Origin of the sequence: Streptomyces diastaticus subsp. diastaticus (assembly GCF_011170125.1) — a bacterium.
Lineage (GTDB): Bacteria > Actinomycetota > Actinomycetes > Streptomycetales > Streptomycetaceae > Streptomyces > Streptomyces diastaticus.
In genome coordinates this window covers 958599-977069 of the sequence record NZ_BLLN01000002.1, presented here as the reverse complement: position 1 = coordinate 977069, position 18471 = coordinate 958599, and the positions used below count along the sequence as shown (strand labels likewise).

Genomic DNA, 18471 nt, shown 5'->3' with positions numbered 1-18471 from the left:
CGCGTCAAGGATCCCAACACCTGGCGCAAACTTGCTCACGCAACGTTGCACACGATCGCTGCCCAGGCATCATCGCCGCCCAGCGTGGGAGAAATCTGGGAGATGATCTTCATCTGGAAGCTCGCCGAAACCACGCGAAAGCATTCAGGACCAAGGCCCTGACCAGCACTGATACCCATCTTGGCCGCTCAGGATCTCGCCCGACCCTCATTCGAGGACGAAGAGGTCGTGGGTTCAAATCCCGCCACCCCGACAGGTGAAACAGCAGGTGAGGTGTCTACCGGTTCCGGTGGGCACCTCGCCTGTTTCCGTGTGCGTGATTCCGCGTGGCCACGGCCCGGGTACCGTCCGTCGATGGTGGTCGTGATCACGGGGTCGGCCGGGCTCAGCGGCCTGATCTGTTGGTCACCGGCTCGCTTCGACGGTGACCGGTGTGTCCGGTCGCGTGCCGCTCAGGGCCGTATGCCCCCGTAAGCCTCCAGCCACCCGGTGGCCCGGTGGTCTCCCCGGGTGAAGAGCGCTGCTCCGGTCCGGCCGGCCGATGTGTCGTCGGGCCATGGTGGCGGCAGGGGCAGGGTGGTCGGCTCGGTCTCCGTGTGGTGGAGGGTGGCAGTCGTCCCGTTCCACAGGCGGACGGTGGTGCCGGGCGGTGCGGTGATCACGGCTGTGTGGGCGGCCACGTCGAGGGTGAGCCGGGAGGTGCCGGCCCGGTCCGTGAGGAGACGGCGGTAGCGGTCGGGGGGCAGGGCGCAGTCGGTCGGTGCGGTGGTGCCGGGCCAGTCGGGGGTGGTGATGTCGCGGCGGCGGGCGGCGTGCCACAGGCGGGGGACCAGGGTGGGGGCGGAGGGCGGAGTGGCCATCTGTTCGCACATCCACAGCAGGCGGCCGGCGCCTCGGGCGGGCTCCAGGGAGCGCCAGCGGATGCGTTTGGCGAGGTCACCGGCGACGATCGCCACCCAGGGGTGGACCGTGCCGAGTTGCCCCTGAGCGCCCAGCCAGGCCAGATAGCGCTCGGCCTCCTCCAGGATCCCCGTCATGGATTCGACGGGGATACCGAGGACGTAGGAGGGACGGCCGCGGAAGAGGTGGGGGCGGGTGGCCGTCAGCAGCAGTACGGCACGGGAGAAGTCGGCGGGACGCGGGGCCGTCTCCTCCTCGTCGGGCGCCGGCGGCGTGCCGAGGCTCCACGGGTCGTCGGCGTGGGCTCCCTCCCGCTCACGCTCGATCTGCCGCAGCGCCCGGGTCAGCGCGGCGCGGGCCCGGTCGGTGAAGGGTGCTTGTTCGAGTGCGGGGAGGCGTTGGCCGAGTACGGTCGTGAGGAGTTGTTCCGCGGTGAACGGGTCCTCGGGTACGGGAAGTCGCCCCAGGGCCGTGGTCAGTTCGTCGGCGAGGACGGTGTCGGCCATGAAGCGGCTGGTCAACTGGCCGAGGGCGCTGGGCTCCAGCAGTTCGGTGTCGCCGGTGGGGCGCAGGCAGCCCGCCGTGGTGAGGAAGCGTGCCGTCTCGCGCAGGGGCTCGACGCTGTCGTTGCCCTGGTGTGCGGCGAAGGTGCCGTTCCACCAGCGTTCCGCGTCGTCGAGCGTCGACAGCCGCTGCTGCACGGCCTCGGCGAGGAGGTGGTCCGCCAGGCGATCGGCCAGGCGGGACCGCACGGTGTATCCCGCGGCCAACCGGGCCTGCCAGTGGGGGCGTTCGCTCGGGTCGGTCAGCAGGAAGGCCCAGCCCTCGCGCTCCCCGGCACCGATGCGTCCGGCGCGGCCGAACATCTGCTGGACCATGGAGACCTCGATCCGGTCCAGGCCGATGGTGGTGTCGCTGACGATCACCGCGCGGGCGGGGAGGTTGACCCCCGCGGCGACGGTGGACGTGGCGACCAGGACCTCCGCCTCACGGGCCCGGAACGCCTGCTCGGCCTCCCGCTTGTACGGCCAGTCCCGGTAGTGGATCCGGACTCCGGCCTCGCTGCACAGTCGTTCCACCGTCTCGGCGTCGTCGGCGTCGGCCCCCGCGGTGGGCACGCCCCGGTCGGCGGCCAGCGCGAGCGCCGTCGACCGTACGCGGCGCTTGCTGCCGCAGAAGACGAGCACGCTCCCGCCGTCCTCGGTGACCTGCCGGGCGATACGCACGGCCGCGGCGGTCCTCACTCTGGCGCGGCCCTGCCAGTCCGCCTCGTCGACCGGGGTCAGCACGGGCAGTTGCCAGGTGAGCCGGGTGGGGCGCCAGGTGGTGCGGAGTATGCGGGCGCCCAGCCACTCGGCGACCTCGTCGGCGTTGGCGACCGTCGCGGAGAGACCGACGATGCGGGTGGCGGAGCTGTCCTCCCTGACGCGGCTGAGCAGCGCCTCCAGCACGGCTCCGCGCACGGGGTCACCGAGCAGATGGATCTCGTCGACGACCAGGCAGGCGACCTCCGCGAGGGCGTCCCGCAGTGATCCGGCGCGGCAGATCGCCTCGAACTTCTCGGTGGTGGCGACCCACACGTCGGCCGACCGGATGAGTTCCGTGTCCACGGCCGCCTCCCCGGTGAGGCGGACCACGCGCAGGCCACGGCGCCGCCAGGCCGCCAGCTCACGGTCGAGTTCGTCGGTCAGCGAACGCTGCGGCACGAGCCAGGCCGCTTTGCGGCCCCGCGCGAACGCGTCGAGCGCGGCGACCATCCCGATCGGGGTCTTGCCCGCCCCCGTCGGCGCGACGACCACCAGGTGCGCGGAGTCCTTGAGGACGACGGGGACGGCGACGGCCTGCATCGGGTTGAACGACGGGTAGGGCAGCAGGGGCGCCCACTCCTCGGGCACCAGTTCGCCGACCGGCACGTGACCGTCCGCGTCGGTCCGCGGCAGCTCGTCGAGCGCGTCCCACTGGGCGGCGAACGCGTCCCGCGCCGCCACCGCCCACGGCCCGGCGGCCGGTGCGGACCCGGGAGCCCCGACGACCAGCAACTCCGTACGCCCGCCCAGGTCGTTCACCGTGCTCACCAGGCCGGTCTCCTCCCAGTACGGGCTGACGCGACAAGGGACGTCCCGTGCCCGCAACCAGCCCCTCAGCTCCTCGTACCGCGGGTCTTCCGGCAGGATCACGCGTACGTCGTCGGCCGCGTCGAGCGCCGCCTCGGGCGGGCGCCACCGCGGGTCGGCCGTCATGCACCACCACAGGGCGCGGCTCTCGCGCCGCTCGGCGACCGGCTGGTCCTCCGGCCACGTGCCGGGGCCGCTTTCCGGCTTCCTCCGGCGCGGCTGGGCCGGCGCGTTGACGGCGGTGCCGGTGGCTCCCGGTTTCTCCTGGCAGGGGCCGTGCGGCGGCGTACCGAACGGGACCGTCACCGGCGCCGGTCGCCGCTTGCCCCCACCCGCCAGCTCGTCGTACCGCTTCACCCCGAGGTCCGCGAGGGTGAAGGGAGCCGAGCAGCCCGGGCAGACGAGAGCCGTGTACTGGTAGCCGCGTCCGTTCGACTCGTACGGCTTGCGCAGCGCGTGCAGTTCGCCGCCGCACTGAGGGCAGGGGCGGACGACCACTTCTCCGTACGTCCAGCCGGGCTCCGCGAACCGGGCCGGGCCCCGTCCCGCGAGAACGGCCTGCCATCTGCTCAGCGCCAGCTCGGCCACGGTCTCGCCCCTGCCAGCCTCGTCACCGCGCATGACAGCACTGTGGCATCCCTTGATCAGGCTCCGCAGGCGGTTGGGCCCAGCTCGGGACCGGACAGGCCGTTCCGCGGAGGGGCGAGGCCGTTGGCCCGGTGACCGGCCCGGTGGCCGGGCCTTGCTCTCGCCCCGTCAGCCGTGCTCACAGGAGGTTCTGGCAACCGGGCGCCCTGCGGAAATGTTCCGCCTCACTCCCATCGGGTGAAGGGCCTTGCAGGGTGGCGGCTTTGGGCAACCGGCCGCGTACTCTCCGTGATTAATCGATTGCGTCATCACTGTCGGAGGCAACAATGCGCAGGTCAGCGGTGGCTGTACTGGCTGCTGGACTCTTTCTCACGGGTGCGGGGAGTGCTGTGGCGGACGCGTGGCACACCATGCCCAAGCTGAGGAGCGAGGGAGTCGTCCTCAAGAACGGCAAGTACACGATGTATCCCAAGTTCACCAAGCATGGGGGCTTCGGGTTCAAGGTGGACCTGCAGGACGACAACGCTGCCGACGGCCACAACGTCTACGTGCAGGCGAGGGTCGAGGGCTACAGCTGGCGGCGCTTCAACGGACAGCAGAGGAAGACCGTCAGGATCCAGAAGGAGGTCTACGACGGGGCGGCCCTGTACGTGAGCAACGCCTGGATCCGGGCTTGCAGGGATCGCGGATCGCTGCGTCCCGACAACTGCACACGGACGCTGCACCACAAGCGATGAGCCATCCGGTCATCAGGTGGATCGCTGGTGGCGCTGCCCGCTCACCAGCCGAGGAAGAGCTCCTTCATGTCCCCGAGTCCTCCCCCGTACTCCGTGCCGTGAACGTTGAGGTCCGCTACGGCGCTCAGCGTGCCGTGCGGGGCGTCGACCTGGCGCTCATGCCGGGAGAGGTCGTGGCGGTCACCGGCAGCAGCGGGTCCGGCAAGAGTTCCCTGCTGCACTGCCTGGCCGGGGTTCTGGCCCCGTCCGCGGGTTCGGTGAGCTTCGGAGGGCGGGAGTACGGGTCGCTCGGGGACGAGGAGTTGTCCGCGCTGCGGCGTGAGCGCTTCGGCTACGTCTTCCAGCACGGCGAGCTGCTGCCCGAGCTGACCGTGGAGGAGAACGCCTCGCTGCCGCTGCGTCTCGCCGGCCGGCGGAAGGGCCCGGCCCACCGGGCGGTGAGGCCCGTGCTGGAGCGGCTGGGGATGGGCGGGTTCGCGGACCGGCGTGTCTCCCAGCTCTCCGGTGGGCAGGCTCAACGGGTCGCGGTGGCCAGGGCGTTGGCACACCAGCCCGCCGTCGTGTTCGCCGACGAGCCCACGGGTGCGCTGGACTCCGTCAACGCGGCGGCGGTGCTGGACGAGTTCCTCACGCTCGCCAGGGACCGCGGCACCGCCGTACTGCTCGTCACGCATGACGAAGGGGTCGCCGCACACGCGGACCGGCGATACGAGATGTGTGACGGCCGCATCAGCCTCGGCCGAGGCGTCCGTACGGACACCGCGGGCGGGCCCGCCTCCGGGAGCGCCCTGTGACCCCCTTCTCCCTCGGCCTGCGGCTGGTCGTCCGGGGCTCCCGCGCCACCCGCGTCCGTTTCCTGCTCATGGTCCTCGGCTGCGCGCTCGGCGTGGCGTGTCTCGCCGCCGTGCTGAGCATTCCGGCGGTCCTTGCCGCGCACGACGGCCGGGCGGCGGGGCGCACGGCGCAGAAGGGGCCCACCTCCGGTGCGCTCCTCCTGGAACGCAAGGACCCCTTCGGTTCCCGGCCGCTCACCCGGGTCTTCGTCGCCCCGCCGACGCGCGGGACGGCCCCCGTCCCGCCAGGGGTGGAACGAATTCCGGAGCCGGGCGAAGTGGTGGTCTCCCCCGCGTTGCGGGAACTGCTCGCCGAGCGCCCCGCGCTCAAGGCGGCGCTGCCCGGGGCCATCGTCGGCACCATCGGGCCCGCCGGGCTCACCGGCCCGCAGGAGTTGTACGCGTACGTGGGGCGCGCGCGGGCGCAACTGCCGGCCGGTGAGGCGGAGGGGGTGCTCGGGTACGGGTCTCGCTGGGTGTCGCCCGACGAGGCGGCGATCGATGACGGTACCGTCGCGCCACTGCGATTCACGCTCTGCTGCCTCGTTCTGCTGCCGCTCTTCGTCTACCTGTCGGTCTGCGTGCGGCTCTCCGCCGAGGCCCGGTCGCGGCGGCTCGCGGCGTTGCGGCTGCTCGGACTGAGCGCGCGGGACACGATGCGGGTGAGCGCGGTGGAGACTCTCTGCGCCGCCGTCGTCGGGGCCGTGCTGGGGATCGGGCTGCATCTGCTGGGCAACGCCTTCGTCGCGCCCACCGGCTGGGTGGGGCTCGCGTGGTACCCGGCCGACGGGTCGGCGTCGGCCGGGACGCTGGCCGCCTGTCTGCTCGGCTGCCCCGCCCTGGCGTACCTCGCCGGGAGGAGGCATGCCGGGGAGGCCGCCCTGCGTCCCCTGGCCGTCCGCCGCCAGGCGCGGCCGGCGGAACCGCGGCGGTGGCCGGCGGCGCTGCTGATCCTGCCGGGCCTTGGCATCGTCACCACGTACTGCGTCCTCGGGGTCCTCGGTGTCCACGTCGAGCCGAGCGCCCTCACCTCCTTCCTGGTGCCGGCCGGTGCTCTGCTGACCGGGGCGGGACTCGTGGTCGCCCTGCCGCCGGTCACGGCCTGGCTGGCCGCCCGGGTGGCCGCCACCACTCAGCGGCTGCCGCTCACCTTGGCGATGCGGAGCCATGAGACGGCACCGGGCGCCGCCCTCCGCGTGGTCAGCGGACTCGTCCTCCTGGTCTACGCGGCTTCCCTCACCCAGGGTGTGCTCGTCGAGATCGACCAGGTGAGCCGCCGGACAGCGCCGAGCCAGGAGTACGCGGTCCCGTTCGTGGAGGCGCCGGCGGAGCAACGGGCGGCGATGGCGGGGACGGAGGGGATCTCCGGGCACGCGGTGGTCGCCGAGGTGGCGTCGCGGGACGGGGAGATCGTGAGCGCCACTTGTGCGCAGTTGGAGAAGTTCGTCCGGCCGGGGACCATGCGCGGCTGCGTGGACGGCCGCACCCTTGCCCTGCACGATCCTGTCGCGCACCCGCAGGACACGCGGAGGCCCGGAAGCACTCACTCGGTCGAGTTGCGGAACGCGGCGGGGCGGGCAGCGGGAAGCGCGCGGTTCACGGTCCCGGAGGAGACCGTCACCTTCAGCGTCGCGCAGCCCTCCCACCTCTCCTCAGCCGTCCTCCTCGTCCCGCCGAAGGCCCTGCCTCCCGGGTCGCACTTCGCCGACGCCAAGCTCCTGCTCAGTGGCGCTCCCGAACCCGAAGCGGTCCGCGCCACGCTGGACCGGCTCGCCGGGATCGCGCCCACGGCGCAGATCGACCCCGTCGGCACCGTGATCGAGTCGCTCCGTCAACTGGAGGCGGTCAAGGGCCTGCTGGGGGCCGGAATGGTGCTCGGTCTGGTCATCGGGGTGGCCGCCTTCCTGGTGTCGGCGGCGGACCGTGCCATGGACCGGCGGCGCCGGACGGCCACTCTGACCCTGCTCGGCATCCGGGCCCGGACCCTGCGGGCCGCGCAGTGCGCGCAGGTGTTGTTGCCACTGGGAGTCGGGATCGGCGGGGCGCTGGTGGCCGGGCGGCTGGCCGAGTCCAGTTACCTGGTCACGGGCGGCGGGGCCGTGTTCTGGGACGGGGAGGGACTCCCGTTGTTGTTGCTCAGCGGGCTCGGCGTGCTGCTGGTGGCCGCGCTGGCCGCGCTGCCGATGGCCCGGCGGCACCTCGATCCTGCTGTGCTGCGGCGGGATTAGGGGGTGTCGGCGTGCGCGTCCGAGGTACCGGGCCTGTGGGGCGGTCCGGGCGTGCCGGGTGTGCTCCGGGCCGCCGCCTGTGCGTAGCGCCTGCCCAGTCGTGCGAACGCCGCCGACAGCTCCGGTGGGCCCACGATCTCGAAGTCGGCGTCGAAGCGGCCGATGAGCGCGGCGAGGCTCGGCCAGGACCAGGAGCCGAGGGTGAGCCGGCAGCGGTCCGGGGCGAGTTCCTCGACGACGCCGTCGTGGGCGAAGCCGGCGACCTCGGGGGCGGGCCGGTGGAGGACGACCTCTCCCCGGCAGGGCCAGTCCGGGGCGGAGTCGGGGTGGTGTGCGCCCCGGAAGCGCGTGGCGACGTAGGCGGTCACGTCACCGCCGGGGAGCTCGCGCGGGGTGAAGCGGGGGCCGGTGGGGATGCGCGGGGTGAGGCGGTCGACGCGGAAGGTACGCCAGTCCTCGCGGTCGAGGTCCCAGGCGACGAGGTACCAGCGGCCGCCCCAGGTGACCAGGTGGTGCGGCTCCGCCCGGCGTGGCGGCGGGGGCGTGCCGGGGCGCGACGCCGGGGCGTGGTCCGGTGCGCGGTAGTCGAACCGGAGGGTTTCGCGGGCGCGGACGGCGGTGCTGAGAGCGAGGAGTACCTCGGTGTCGGCCTGCGGGGCGAGGACGTTCCCGGGGCGGTCGACGGCGGTGATCCGGAGGGCGTCGATCCGGTGGCGCAGCCGCGCGGGCAGGACCTGGCGGACGGTGGTCAGGGCGCGGGCCGCGGCCTCCTCGATCCCGGCTCCGGTCATCGCGGCGGTCTGGAGGGCGACGGCGAGCGCGACCGCCTGGTCGTCGTCGAAGAGCAGCGGGGGCAACTCCGTACCGGCGCCGAGCCGGTAGCCGCCGTCGGGGCCCTTCACGGCGGCGACGGGGTAGCCGAGTTCGCGCAGGCGGTCGACGTCGCGGCGGACGGTGCGCGGGCTGACGTCGAGGCGTTCGGCGAGCAGCGCGCCCGGCCATTCCCGTCGGGCCTGGAGCAGCGAGAGCAGGGCCAGCAGCCGTGCCGAGGTTTTCCGCATGACTCCCATGGTGCACCGGAGTAGCGGACACATCCTGGCCTCTTCCGGTGCGACGGTGGGGGTGTGCGCGGGGCGAGAGAGCAATCCCGGGGCAGCCCGGCGGGAAGACCCCGACGATCCGTCGGCCCGCCGCCGCGTCGGCCCCTGCACCACCCGCGAGCCCGCCATGCGCGCGCGACTGCGCGGTCACACATGACTGCGCGGTCACACATGAACGCCCTCCGCACATCGGCACATCGGCACATCGGCACCCGCGTGCCTGGGCACATCGGCACATCCGCACACCTTCCCGAAGGAGGCGGCCCCTGTGGCTGCGACGACCACCACTTCCACCCCGCTCGACCCGGAACGTACCGACCTGCTCGGGGCGCTCGCGTCCGTGCGCGGGGCGCTGGCCGCGGCGGTGGCCGGGCTCGGCGACGGCGAGGCCGGGCAGCGGCCGACCGTCAGCGCGCTCTGCCTGGGCGGGCTGGTCAAGCACGTCACCGCCGTGGAGGAGCTGTGGGCGCGCTTCATGGCCGAGGGCCCGTCCGCGCTGCCGTTCGACCTGCCGGACGGGGTGACCTGGGCCGACATCGCCGCCGGCACCGCCCGGGAACTGCCCCGCTGGATGACCGAGCGCGCGGACGAGTTCCGGATGCTGCCGGGCGAGACGCTGGCGGGGGTCGTCGAGCGGTACGAGGAGGCGGCCGCGCGCACCGACGAGGTCATCGCCTCCGTCCCCGACCTGTCGACCACGTACGCGCTGCCGGAAGTGCCGTGGCACGCTCCGGGTGAGGTACGCAGCGTGCGCCGGGTGATCGCGCACATCATCGCCGAGACGGCGCAGCACGCGGGCCACGCCGACATCCTCCGCGAGACGCTCGACGGGCGGACCGCGAGCTGACCTCCCGTCCTCCGCCCGGCGCCCCCGCCCGGCAGCCGGCTCACGGCCCCCGCCCGGCAGCCGGCTCACGGCCGCCGGGCGGCAGCCGGCTCACGGCCGCGAGCCGGCCCGGAGGGCGGCGCCCCCGTCGACACGCCACACGCCCGACACAGGAGAGGCTGGGACATGGACGAGCACGAGACCGCCCCGGGGAGTCACCCACGATGACCGTCCTCTCCACCCGTGCGCTCAACCGCGCCACGCTGGCCCGCCAGCTGCTGCTGGACCGGGCGGGCCTTCGGCCCCTCGACGCCGTGTCCCACCTCGGCGGCCTCCAGGCGCAGGAGCCGCAGGAGCCGTACGTCGGCCTCCACGCACGGCTGCGCGCCTTCGCCCCGGCGGAGTTGTCGGCGCTGCTCACCGGGCGGCAGGTGGTGCGGACCCATCTCATGCGCCGCACCGTCCACCTCGTCACCGCAGAGGACGCGCTGGCCTGGCGCGGCCGTCACGAGGCGATGCTGCGCCAGCGGGTCCTCGGGGTCTACCGCGCCGAACTCGCCGGCGTCGACCTCGACGACCTGGCCGAGGCGGCCCGGGCGGTCATGGCCGACGGCCGGCCCCGCACGATGGCCGAGGTGGCGCGGGAACTGGTCGGCCGCTGGCCGGAGCCGGGGAAACGGGCGCTCGGCGAGATGGTGGTGGCCGCGCTGGTCCCGATGGCGCAGCTCCCGCCGCGCGGCCTGTGGCGCCAGAAGGCCGGCGTCCGCAACCTCCCGCTCACCACCTGGCTCGGCCGCGACATCGCGCCGCCGCCGGCGCCGGGCGGGGCCGACCGGGCCGGGGAGGCCCTGGTACGCCGCTACCTGGCCGCGTACGGTCCGGCCGCCTCCGCGGATCTGCGCGCCTGGTGCGGCCTGGCCGGGCTGCCGTCGGCGGTGGCCGCCGTCCGGGACGAGCTGGTCTCCTTCCGGGACGAACGCGGCCGCCTTCTCCTCGACCTCCCCGACGCTCCCCGTCCCGACTCCGGCACTCCGGCCCCGGTCCGCTTCCTGCCCGCCTTCGACAACGCCGTCCTCGGCTACCACGACCGCTCCCGCGTCATCGACGACGCCCACCGCGGGCTGTCGGTGGCCGGGGAGCGGATGGTGCTGGTGGACGGGCGCGTGGCCGCGACGTGGTCGGCCGGGGAGACGGGGGTGGTGGTGCGCCCTGTGCGGCGGCTGACGCGGGCGGAGAAGGACGAGGTGACGGAGGAGGGGCGGGGCGTGGCGATGTTCCTGTCGGAGGGAAAGGACGCGAGGGCCGGGATCGTCGCCGCCTGAGGCGGCGCCCTCACACCGCGCCCTCGCGGGGACATGCACCTGACGCCCCGGCCGTGGTGGTGGGCGACTCCCCGGGCCCCCTTGTCACGGTGGGGCCGTGCGTCCCCTTATCGTCCCTGCGCCTTCGCCTTCTCCAGCCTCCGCCGTTCCAGGTAGTTCGGGTGGCGGATGGTGACGCCCGCCATGCCGCCGGTACCGGTGACGCGGATGACGGGGGTGCCGGGGGTGCGGGTCTCGGGGTGGAGGGTCTTGTTGCGGAGGCCGCCTATGCCGGGGTCGACGCCGTCGGAGTCCACGAACCAGCCTTCGGGGACGACGATCGTCACGCCGGCCATCTCGCCGTACGCCTCGATCTCGACCTCGGGGAGAGGGCATTCGACGCGGGTGAAGTCGAGGCGGACACCCGCCATGCCGCCGTGTGCGGTGATCTTGGCGGGAACCTTCCAGCGGCCGGTACGGGAGGCCCCCTGCATGCCGCTCTTGATGACCAGCGGCGGGATCGGGGTGTGGGCCGCGGGCACGGGGAGGTCGGCGGTGAGGGGGGCCAGCTCGCCGTAGGTCTTGGCGGTGAGGGCGCGGCCGACGCGGTCCTCCAGTTCGTCGATGTCCAGCCGCCCGTCGGCGGCCGCGTCGCGGAGCTGCTCCACGACCTTGTCACGCTCGTCGTGGGAGACGCGGAGCTGGTCCCGCGGGACTGGTGTGTTCGAGGCGTCGGCCGTCATGGCCCGCATCTTACGGACTGGGGTTCGGACGGGCGATGCCCTTGCGGCGGCGCCCGTTCCCCGCTCCGCCGCCCGGAGCGGAGGCGAGGGCCCAGATGATGAAGACGTCCAGGGCGATCACGATGATCGACCACACCGGCTGGTAGGGCAGGAAGAGGAACTGGGCGACGAGGCTCAGCGCGGCGAAGAAGAGGCCGGGCAGCCTCGCCCAGCGGGCGCGCCGGAGGATGCCCGCGCCGGTGACGGCGACGGCCACGCCGAGGACGAGGTGGATGACGCCCCAGCCGGTGAGGCTGATCCGGTAGGTGTAGTCGGCCACCTCCTCGTAGAACGGGTCGCCGACCAGGCCCGCGACGCCCTGGAGGGCGGCGAGGACGCCTTGGCAGAGCATCAGGACGCCCGCGAAGACCAGGCCCTCGGTGCGCCAGCCGCCGTGCGGGTCGGGGGCGGGCGCCGGGGCGGAGGGTCCGTCGAGGCGCTGCCACGGCTCGTCCGCCTGCTCCAGCCCGGGCAGCCCGCTGCCGAACTGGGGCGGAGCCGGCGGTACGGGGCGCGGCTGCTCGGGGTCGGAGTGGGCGCCGGGATCGGGCGGGGAGGTCATCGGGTGGCTCCTCGGCAGGGTCGGGACTCGAGGCGGCTGAGCCCTGAGCGGTCCTGAGCGGTCCTGTCCTGTGAGCCTTCGGCGCTGCGGGGCCGGGCACGATCTGGCGGGGGCCGTTGGGATGACGCGCCCGGGGCCGTCGTGGCCGCCCCGGGCGCCAGGGGAGCCGTGCCGCTCGCCCGTTCCCCGCTCCCTCACTCCCCGGGGACGAGCCCCGCTTCCACCAGGCCGCGCAGGACCGCCTGGCCGAGGGCCTGGACGGCCGACTGGGGCCGGACCATGACGGTGATCTCCTTGATCAGTCCGGCCTCGTCGAAGTGGAGCAGGTCCATCCCATGGATCTCCTTGCCGTCCACGGCGGCCCGGAACAGCAGGACGTCCGCCGGGCCGCCCGGGGCGTCGCGGTCGTGGCTGGTGGCCGCCTCCCCGGTGAAGGCTCCGATGTAGCGGAAGTCCTCGAAGGTGCGGACGAGGACTCCGAGGAGTCCGAGCACCATCTCCTCGCCCTCGAACGGCTTGAAGGAGACGGGGCTGTACAGGCGGACGTCCGGGCGGAACAGCGGGCGGAACCCGGTGAGGTCGCCGGTGGTGGTCGCGGTCTCGACGGCGGCGCGGAAGCGGGCCGCCGTGGCGGAGGAGGCGGGGTCGGACACGGTGACTCCTGTCGAGGGGCCCGCGCGGCGGGCGGGCGCGAGGTCTGCGGCAGGCCCGCACGACCTGGGCGCGGGCCGCCCGCATTCTTCGGGACGGCACCCTGCCGGGACAAGGGCCGGCCAGGGGCCGCGCCCTCAGCCGGGCAGCCCGGCGAGCCAGGTGGTCAGCAGGTGGTTCACCTCGGCGGGGCGTTCCTGCTGGAGCCAGTGACCGCTGCCGTCGAGCAGGTGCGAGGCGACCAGCCCGGGGAGCGTGCGGGGGTAGGCGTCGATGGCGGCGCTGAGCCAGGTGGTGGAGGCGTCGAGGGCACCGCCGAGGAAGAGGGTCGGCTGGGTGAGCGGCGCGCCCTCGTACGCGGCGAAGTCCTCCCAGTCGCGGTCCATGTTCCGGTAGCGGTTGAGCGCGCCGGTCAGCCCGGTCCGTTCGAACTCGCCCGCGTAGAAGTCCAGGTCCGCCTCGGTGAGCCAGGCGGGACGTCGACCGGCCGGGAAGCGCCCGCGCATGGTGCCGCCCCGGGTGACGAAGTGCGGGTCCGGCTCGTCGGGGCCGGGCATGGTGTCGGCGGAGAGCGCGGCGTAGATCCCGCCGAGCCAGCCCCGTACGTCCGGCTCGATCTCCGCCTCGGCGCGACCGGGCTCCTGGAAGTACGAGACGTAGAACTCGTCCTCGCCGCCCATCCTCGCGAACACCTCACTGGGACGCGGCCCGCCGTGCGGCTCGTAGGGGACGCTCAGGAGGGCGGCGGCGCGGAAGACGTCCGGCCTCGTCAGAGCCGCGTCGGCGGCGATGCGCGAGCCCCAGTCGTGGCCGACGACGACCGCGGTGCGCTCGCCGAGGGCGTGGACGACGGCGACGCTGTCCGCGACCAGCTCCGTCATGCGGTACGCGGCCGGATCGGCGGGACGGGAGGAACGGCCGTACCCGCGGACGTCGACGGCGACGGCACGGTACCCGGCGGCGGCCAGGGCGGGGAGCTGGTGGCGCCAGGAGTACCAGGACTCGGGGAAGCCGTGCACCAGCAGGACGAGTGGACCGCTGCCCTGCTCCACGAGGTGGGTCCGGCCCGCCGGGGTGGCGACGGTGCGGTGAACGGGGGCACCGGCTTCGGCGCCGGCTGACTGGAAGTTGGGTTCCACGGGTCCTCCTGGGTGAGCGGCGCACGGGGGCGGTGCCGCACGCGAGGAGATGCGGGGCGGGCACCGCTGCCTGCGCACGATGATCAGTGCCCCGCGCCTTCGGCGACCACCTTCGTTGCCACTCCGGCAAGCCGCCGGCTCGCACCGGAGCGGATCGGCAGCCGGTCGATGTTTCACGTGAAACGTGACATTCGCGCACGGCCTATCCGGTTTCACGTGAAACATCGACCGGATCTGCGACACCTCGGTGAGAGGCGCTCGACGGACTCCGTAACGGCCCCGTTTCACTGGCCGATCGCACCCGCCGGTGTCGGTTCCGGCTCGTACGCTGAGCCGCATGAATGCGGGCGGGCCCATGGGGCGGGTGGTGGACGGCCGGTTCGAGCTGATCGCACGGCTCGGCGGGGGCGGGATGGGGCTGGTCTGGCGGGCGCGGGACCTCGCTCTCCACCGGGAAGTGGCGTTGAAGGAGGTGCGCCCGCCGGACCCGGCCCTGCTGGAGTCCGACCCCGCGGCGGCCCGGATGTTGCGGGAGCGGGTGCTGCGCGAGGCCCGGTCACTGGCCCGGATCGACCATCCGAACGTGGTGACCATCCACCACATCGTGGACTCCGAGGAAGTGGCCCATCCCTGGCTGGTGATGGAGCTGGTCACCGGAGGCTCACTCCAGGACCGGCTGGCCGAGGGCAGTCTGGCGCCGACGGAGGCGGCGCGGCTCGGCCGCGGTGTCCTCGCGGCCCTGCGCGCGGCCCACGCGGCGGGCATCCACCACCGGGACGTGAAGCCGGCCAACGTCCTGCTCCGCGCCGACGGCCGCCCGGTGCTCACCGATTTCGGCATCGCCGCCCTGCGCGAGTCGACCAGCCTCACGGCCACCGGCGAACTGGTCGGCTCCCCCGACTACATCGCGCCCGAACGCCTCCGGGGCGACGAGGGCGACCCGGCCTCGGACCTCTGGTCGCTGGGGATGCTGCTGTACGTCGCCGTGGAGGGCCACCATCCGCTCAGGCGGGCCTCCACCCTGGCCACCCTGGCCGCCGTACTGGACGGTCCGATCCCCGAGCCCCGGCACGCCGGCGCCCTCTTCCCCGTACTGGAGGCCCTGCTCACCCGCGACGCCGCCGCGCGGCCGGACGTGGAGAGGCTGGACGCGCTGCTCGCTCGGGCGGAGGCCGGTGCCGGGACGGTGGACGCCGGTCCGGCTCCGGCCGGGCGGGGCGGCACGGCGTCCGGTGCGGGGGGAGGGGGCTCGGAGCACACCTGGCGGCTGGGCGCCGCCCCTCCCCCGCCGTCCGGTTCGGCCCTGGTCCGCACGCCGACCCAGCGCGTCGAGCCCGAGGACGCCGCCCCGGCGGACCACGGCCCGCCTGCGACAGCCTCGGCGACCTCCACGTCCGCGACCTCCTCGGCCGCGCAGCCGGCGTCGGAGCCGTCGCAGGACCCGACGGCGTCGGGCGCGCCGAAGACCGGCGCACCGTCCGCCGTGGATGACGACCTGCTCGACGCTCCCTCGGCGCAGGACCGGGCGAAGGGCCGGCGGATCGCCCAACGGGCGCGGATGCTGGTGGCCGTCTCGTCCGTCCTGAGCACGGCGATGGTGGTCGGCGGCTTCTACCTGTTCGGCCCGGGCAGCGACCGCGACCAGGGCGGCGACGACCGGGCGGCCGCCCCCAGCTCCGCCCCTTCCACCCCGTCCGCGGACCCGGTGGGGGACATCCCGGAGCCGCGGGAGACGCCCGAGGAGGAACCTGACCTGCTCACCCCGGATTCCGTACGGGGGATCATCTCCGAGCTGGCGAAGGTGATGGGGACGACCGAGGTCACCGGCTTCGACGTGCACCAGAACCACGCTTCCGCCGAAGCGCCGCTCGAACGCGACCCGAAGCTCTACGACAAGTACGTCTACCGCGACGGGAAGGCCGCCCGGGACGGCGCGGGCGGGGTGCTGCGGGAGGACAGCGCCGTGGTCGACCTCGACCGGTTCGACTGGGACGCGCTGTCCCGTCTGATGACGGAGGCCGAGAAGCGGCTCGGCGTCGAGAAGCCCGAGACCCGTTACGTCATCGTCGACCCGGCCTCCGTCTTCCACGACCAGCAGCCGGTACTGCGGCTCCATCTCAGCGACGAGTACGGCGGCGGGTTCCTCACCGCCGATGTCGACGGCAAGGTCATCGACGTGAACCCGCGGAGCTGACGCCCGGCCGTGCCGTGCCCGCCCCGGGCGTGCTTCGCTCCCCCGGCGCCCGGAGGACCGCGTAGGGGGCCCGTGCCGAGTTCGGTCCGCGCGCCGGGGTTCCCCGTGCCGCGCCCCCTCCGCACCCGGCCTGCGGCGGGACGGGGGGCCTCTGAGGCGCCAGGTGACGGACAGGCGGCGGCTCAAGGCCCGGATCTCCACGGAGGGGGAGCGGCCGGTGCCGCCGTCGCAGCCCTCACACGGCGTCGGCCACCCCGCCGGGGAGCGGTCGTGGCCCGGGGAGCCGAAGGCGAGGGGGCGGTGTGCAGCGGCGTTGCCGCTCGCACCGGAACGCCTGCCGCTCCTCCCCGCGCGACCTCTTCGGCCCGCGGGGAGGAGCGGCCGCCTGCCGGGCCGGCCGGCACCGGGGCGTGGGACGGGACACGGGCGTCCCCCACGCCGCACCCGCGCGAGGGCGCGGCACCGTCGCCCGCTGACCGTGACCGAGAGGTTCGCGCACGGGGTGGGCGCCCTCCCCGGGCTGCTCCGGGGCGCCGGCACCGGCCAGGCGGTGGGGTGCCTCGCCGCTTGAGCCGAGGGGGGAGCACGGGCACTCCCTGCACCGCCCCCCGCCCATCCGGTTACATGGGAGCCATGAGTGACACGAATGCCATGCCTGACTGGGAGAAGCGGTTCCGGGCGCCGCGGGTCTCCCTGCCCGAGTGGTCCGAGGACGCCCCCGACCGGGCGCTGTTCGTCTCGAACGCGACCGGTACCTACGAGCTGTACACCTGGGACCGGTCCACCGGTGCCCAGCGGCAGGTGACCGACCGGCCCAACGGCACCACCGACGGCGTGCTGACACCCGACGGGGAGGCGGTGTGGTGGTTCAGCGACACCGACGGTGACGAGTTCGGCGTGTGGATGCGCCAGTCCTTCGAGGGCGGCGAGGACGTCCCGGCGGTGCCGGGGCTGGAGCCCTCCTACCCGGCGGGGCTCGCGATCGGGCGGGACGCGCGAGGCACAGCCGTCGTCGGACGCTCCACCGACGAGGAGGGGTCGACGATCCACCTGGTGCGGGACGGCGGCGCGCCCGCCCTGGTCTACCGGCACCGCGAGTCGGCGGGCGTCGGCGACCTGTCGCGCGACGGGACCCTGCTGGCCATCGAGCACACCGAGCACGGCGACGCCATGCACTCGGCGCTGCGGGTGCTGCGCCTGGGCGGCGGACCCGGCGAGCCGCCGGCGCCGGAGACCGTGGCGGAGCTGGACGACACCCGGGGCGGTGAGGAGGAGCTGGGCCTGGCGGTGATGGGGTTCGCGCCGGTCGAGGGCGACACCCGGCTGCTCATCGGCCACCAGCGGCGCGGCCGCTGGGAGCCGATGGTGTGGGACGTCGTGGACGGTTCCCAGACGGAGCTGGCCATCGACCTGCCCGGCGACGTGTCGGCCGAGTGGTACCCGGACGGGTCGGGCCTGCTCGTCGCGCACAGCTTCGAGGCCCGCAGCGAGCTGTGGCGGTACGACCTGGCCGCGGGGACGCTGGCGCGGGTCGACACCCCGGCCGGGACGGTCTCCGGCGCCACCGCCCGCCCGGACGGCACCGTGGAGTACCTGTGGTCCTCGGCCGCCGTGCCGCCGCAGGTCCGCTCGACCACGGGCGAGGTCGTGCTGGACGCGCCGGGCATGAAGGCGCCCGGTTCGGTGCCGGTCGAGGACGTGTGGGTGGACGGCCCCGCCGGGCGGGTGCACGCGCTGGTGCAGCGCCCCGGGGGCGAGGGCCCGTTCCCGACGGTGTTCGAGGTCCACGGCGGCCCGACCTGGCACGACAGTGACGACTTCGCGGCGGGCCCGGCGGCATGGGTCGACCACGGCTACGCGGTGGTCCGCGTCAACTACCGGGGCTCGACCGGTTACGGCCGCGAGTGGACCGACGCGCTGAAGCACCGGGTCGGCCTGATCGAACTGGAGGACATCGGCGCGGTCCGCGAGTGGGCGGTCGCCTCGGGCCTCGCCGACCCGCGCCGGGTGGTGCTGGCCGGCGGTTCCTGGGGCGGCTACCTGACCCTGCTGGGCCTCGGCACGCAGCCGGACGCCTGGGCGCTGGGCCTGGCGGCGGTCCCGGTCGCCGACTACGTCACGGCCTACCACGACGAGATGGAGGGACTGAAGGCGATGGACCGCACCCTTCTCGGGGGCACCCCGGAGGAGGTCCCGGAGCGGTTCGCCGCCTCGTCGCCGCTGACCTACGTGGACGAGGTCAAGGCGCCCGTCTACATCTCGGCCGGGGTCAACGACCCGCGCTGCCCGATCCAGCAGGTCGAGAACTACGTGGACCGGCTGGTGGCCCGCGAGCACCCGCACGAGGTGTACCGGTACGACGCCGGGCACGGCTCGCTCGTGGTCGAGGAGCGGATCAAGCAGGTGCGGCTGGAACTGGACTTCGCCGCCCGTCACCTGCCGGCCTGATCCGGTGCGCCGCCGCGCCCCGTGCCGTGCCCCGGCGCCGGGCGCGGGGCCGCGGCCCCGTACCGTGG

The 18471-nt window shown here is 74.2% G+C and carries 13 protein-coding genes; 7 read left to right on the top strand and 6 right to left on the bottom strand.

Annotated elements, in window-relative coordinates; all coding sequences use genetic code 11:
* Window positions 1–452: 452 nt before the first annotated feature.
* Window positions 453–3635, bottom strand: coding sequence for a DEAD/DEAH box helicase (locus Sdia_RS06045; protein WP_189501073.1), 3183 nt, complete (start codon window positions 3633–3635; stop codon window positions 453–455).
* Window positions 3636–3943: 308 nt separating this feature from the next.
* Here Sdia_RS06045 and Sdia_RS06040 point away from each other — a divergent pair, with 308 nt between their 5' ends.
* The 3 genes from Sdia_RS06040 (at window position 3944) to Sdia_RS06030 (ending at window position 7400) form a co-directional block, all read left to right on the top strand.
* Window positions 3944–4339 carry a hypothetical protein gene (locus Sdia_RS06040; RefSeq protein WP_229831679.1) on the top strand — a complete coding sequence of 132 codons (396 nt, stop codon included), beginning with the start codon at window positions 3944–3946 and terminating at the stop codon, window positions 4337–4339.
* A gap of 158 nt (window positions 4340–4497) precedes the next feature.
* A complete protein-coding gene (locus tag Sdia_RS06035) occupies window positions 4498–5133 on the top strand; it encodes an ABC transporter ATP-binding protein (RefSeq protein WP_203605488.1) in 636 nt (211 codons plus the stop codon).
* A complete protein-coding gene (locus Sdia_RS06030) occupies window positions 5130–7400 on the top strand; it encodes an FtsX-like permease family protein (RefSeq protein WP_189501069.1) in 2271 nt (756 codons plus the stop codon). Before Sdia_RS06035 ends, Sdia_RS06030 begins: the two co-directional genes overlap by 4 nt.
* On the opposite strand, the gene Sdia_RS06025 is transcribed toward Sdia_RS06030, so the two are convergent.
* Complete coding sequence (locus tag Sdia_RS06025) at window positions 7397–8461, bottom strand: helix-turn-helix transcriptional regulator (RefSeq protein ID WP_124287387.1); 1065 nt, start codon at window positions 8459–8461, stop codon at window positions 7397–7399. The two genes, Sdia_RS06030 and Sdia_RS06025, sit on opposite strands and share 4 nt — an antisense overlap.
* A 307-nt stretch (window positions 8462–8768) precedes the next feature.
* Between Sdia_RS06025 and Sdia_RS06020 the strand changes: the two genes are divergently transcribed.
* Window positions 8769–9347 (top strand): DinB family protein, encoded by a 579-nt coding sequence (locus tag Sdia_RS06020; protein WP_100455307.1) that lies wholly within the window; start codon window positions 8769–8771, stop codon window positions 9345–9347.
* 203 nt (window positions 9348–9550) lie between these two features.
* Window positions 9551–10648, top strand: coding sequence for a winged helix DNA-binding domain-containing protein (locus tag Sdia_RS06015; protein WP_189501067.1), 1098 nt, complete (start codon window positions 9551–9553; stop codon window positions 10646–10648).
* Window positions 10649–10755: 107 nt separating this feature from the next.
* Here the strand turns inward: Sdia_RS06015 and Sdia_RS06010 are convergent, their stop codons facing one another.
* The 4 genes from Sdia_RS06010 to Sdia_RS05995 form a co-directional block, all read right to left on the bottom strand.
* A complete protein-coding gene (locus Sdia_RS06010) occupies window positions 10756–11370 on the bottom strand; it encodes a DUF1707 SHOCT-like domain-containing protein (RefSeq protein ID WP_164494937.1) in 615 nt (204 codons plus the stop codon).
* A gap of 10 nt (window positions 11371–11380) precedes the next feature.
* A complete protein-coding gene (locus Sdia_RS06005) occupies window positions 11381–11971 on the bottom strand; it encodes a DUF7144 family membrane protein (RefSeq protein WP_100455304.1) in 591 nt (196 codons plus the stop codon).
* 194 nt (window positions 11972–12165) lie between these two features.
* Window positions 12166–12624 carry a nuclear transport factor 2-like protein gene (locus tag Sdia_RS06000; RefSeq protein ID WP_100455303.1) on the bottom strand — a complete coding sequence of 153 codons (459 nt, stop codon included), beginning with the start codon at window positions 12622–12624 and terminating at the stop codon, window positions 12166–12168.
* 135 nt (window positions 12625–12759) lie between these two features.
* The gene (locus Sdia_RS05995; RefSeq protein WP_189501065.1) at window positions 12760–13761 is read right to left on the bottom strand and encodes an alpha/beta fold hydrolase; all 1002 of its coding nucleotides are present in this window, start codon (window positions 13759–13761) and stop codon (window positions 12760–12762) included.
* A gap of 355 nt (window positions 13762–14116) precedes the next feature.
* On the opposite strand from Sdia_RS05995, the gene Sdia_RS05990 reads away from it, so the two are divergent.
* A complete protein-coding gene (locus Sdia_RS05990) occupies window positions 14117–15955 on the top strand; it encodes a serine/threonine-protein kinase (protein WP_100455301.1) in 1839 nt (612 codons plus the stop codon).
* Window positions 15956–16606: 651 nt separating this feature from the next.
* Complete coding sequence (locus Sdia_RS05985; RefSeq protein WP_185393761.1) at window positions 16607–18403, top strand: S9 family peptidase; 1797 nt, start codon at window positions 16607–16609, stop codon at window positions 18401–18403.
* Window positions 18404–18471 lie beyond the last annotated feature (68 nt).

What these genes read in the sequence shown, in the direction of transcription:
- Sdia_RS05985 (WP_185393761.1), top strand. Translation starts at nt 16,607, where the DNA reads ATGCCTGACTGGGAGAAGCGGTTCCGGGCGCCGCGGGTCTCCCTGCCC.
- Sdia_RS06045 (WP_189501073.1), bottom strand. Translation starts at nt 3,635, where the DNA reads ATGCGCGGTGACGAGGCTGGCAGGGGCGAGACCGTGGCCGAGCTGGCG.
- Sdia_RS06035 (WP_203605488.1), top strand. Translation starts at nt 4,498, where the DNA reads ATGCCGGGAGAGGTCGTGGCGGTCACCGGCAGCAGCGGGTCCGGCAAG.
- Sdia_RS06005 (WP_100455304.1), bottom strand. Translation starts at nt 11,971, where the DNA reads ATGACCTCCCCGCCCGATCCCGGCGCCCACTCCGACCCCGAGCAGCCG.
- Sdia_RS06025 (WP_124287387.1), bottom strand. Translation starts at nt 8,461, where the DNA reads ATGCGGAAAACCTCGGCACGGCTGCTGGCCCTGCTCTCGCTGCTCCAG.
- Sdia_RS05990 (WP_100455301.1), top strand. Translation starts at nt 14,117, where the DNA reads ATGGGGCGGGTGGTGGACGGCCGGTTCGAGCTGATCGCACGGCTCGGC.
- Sdia_RS06015 (WP_189501067.1), top strand. Translation starts at nt 9,551, where the DNA reads ATGACCGTCCTCTCCACCCGTGCGCTCAACCGCGCCACGCTGGCCCGC.
- Sdia_RS06010 (WP_164494937.1), bottom strand. Translation starts at nt 11,370, where the DNA reads ATGACGGCCGACGCCTCGAACACACCAGTCCCGCGGGACCAGCTCCGC.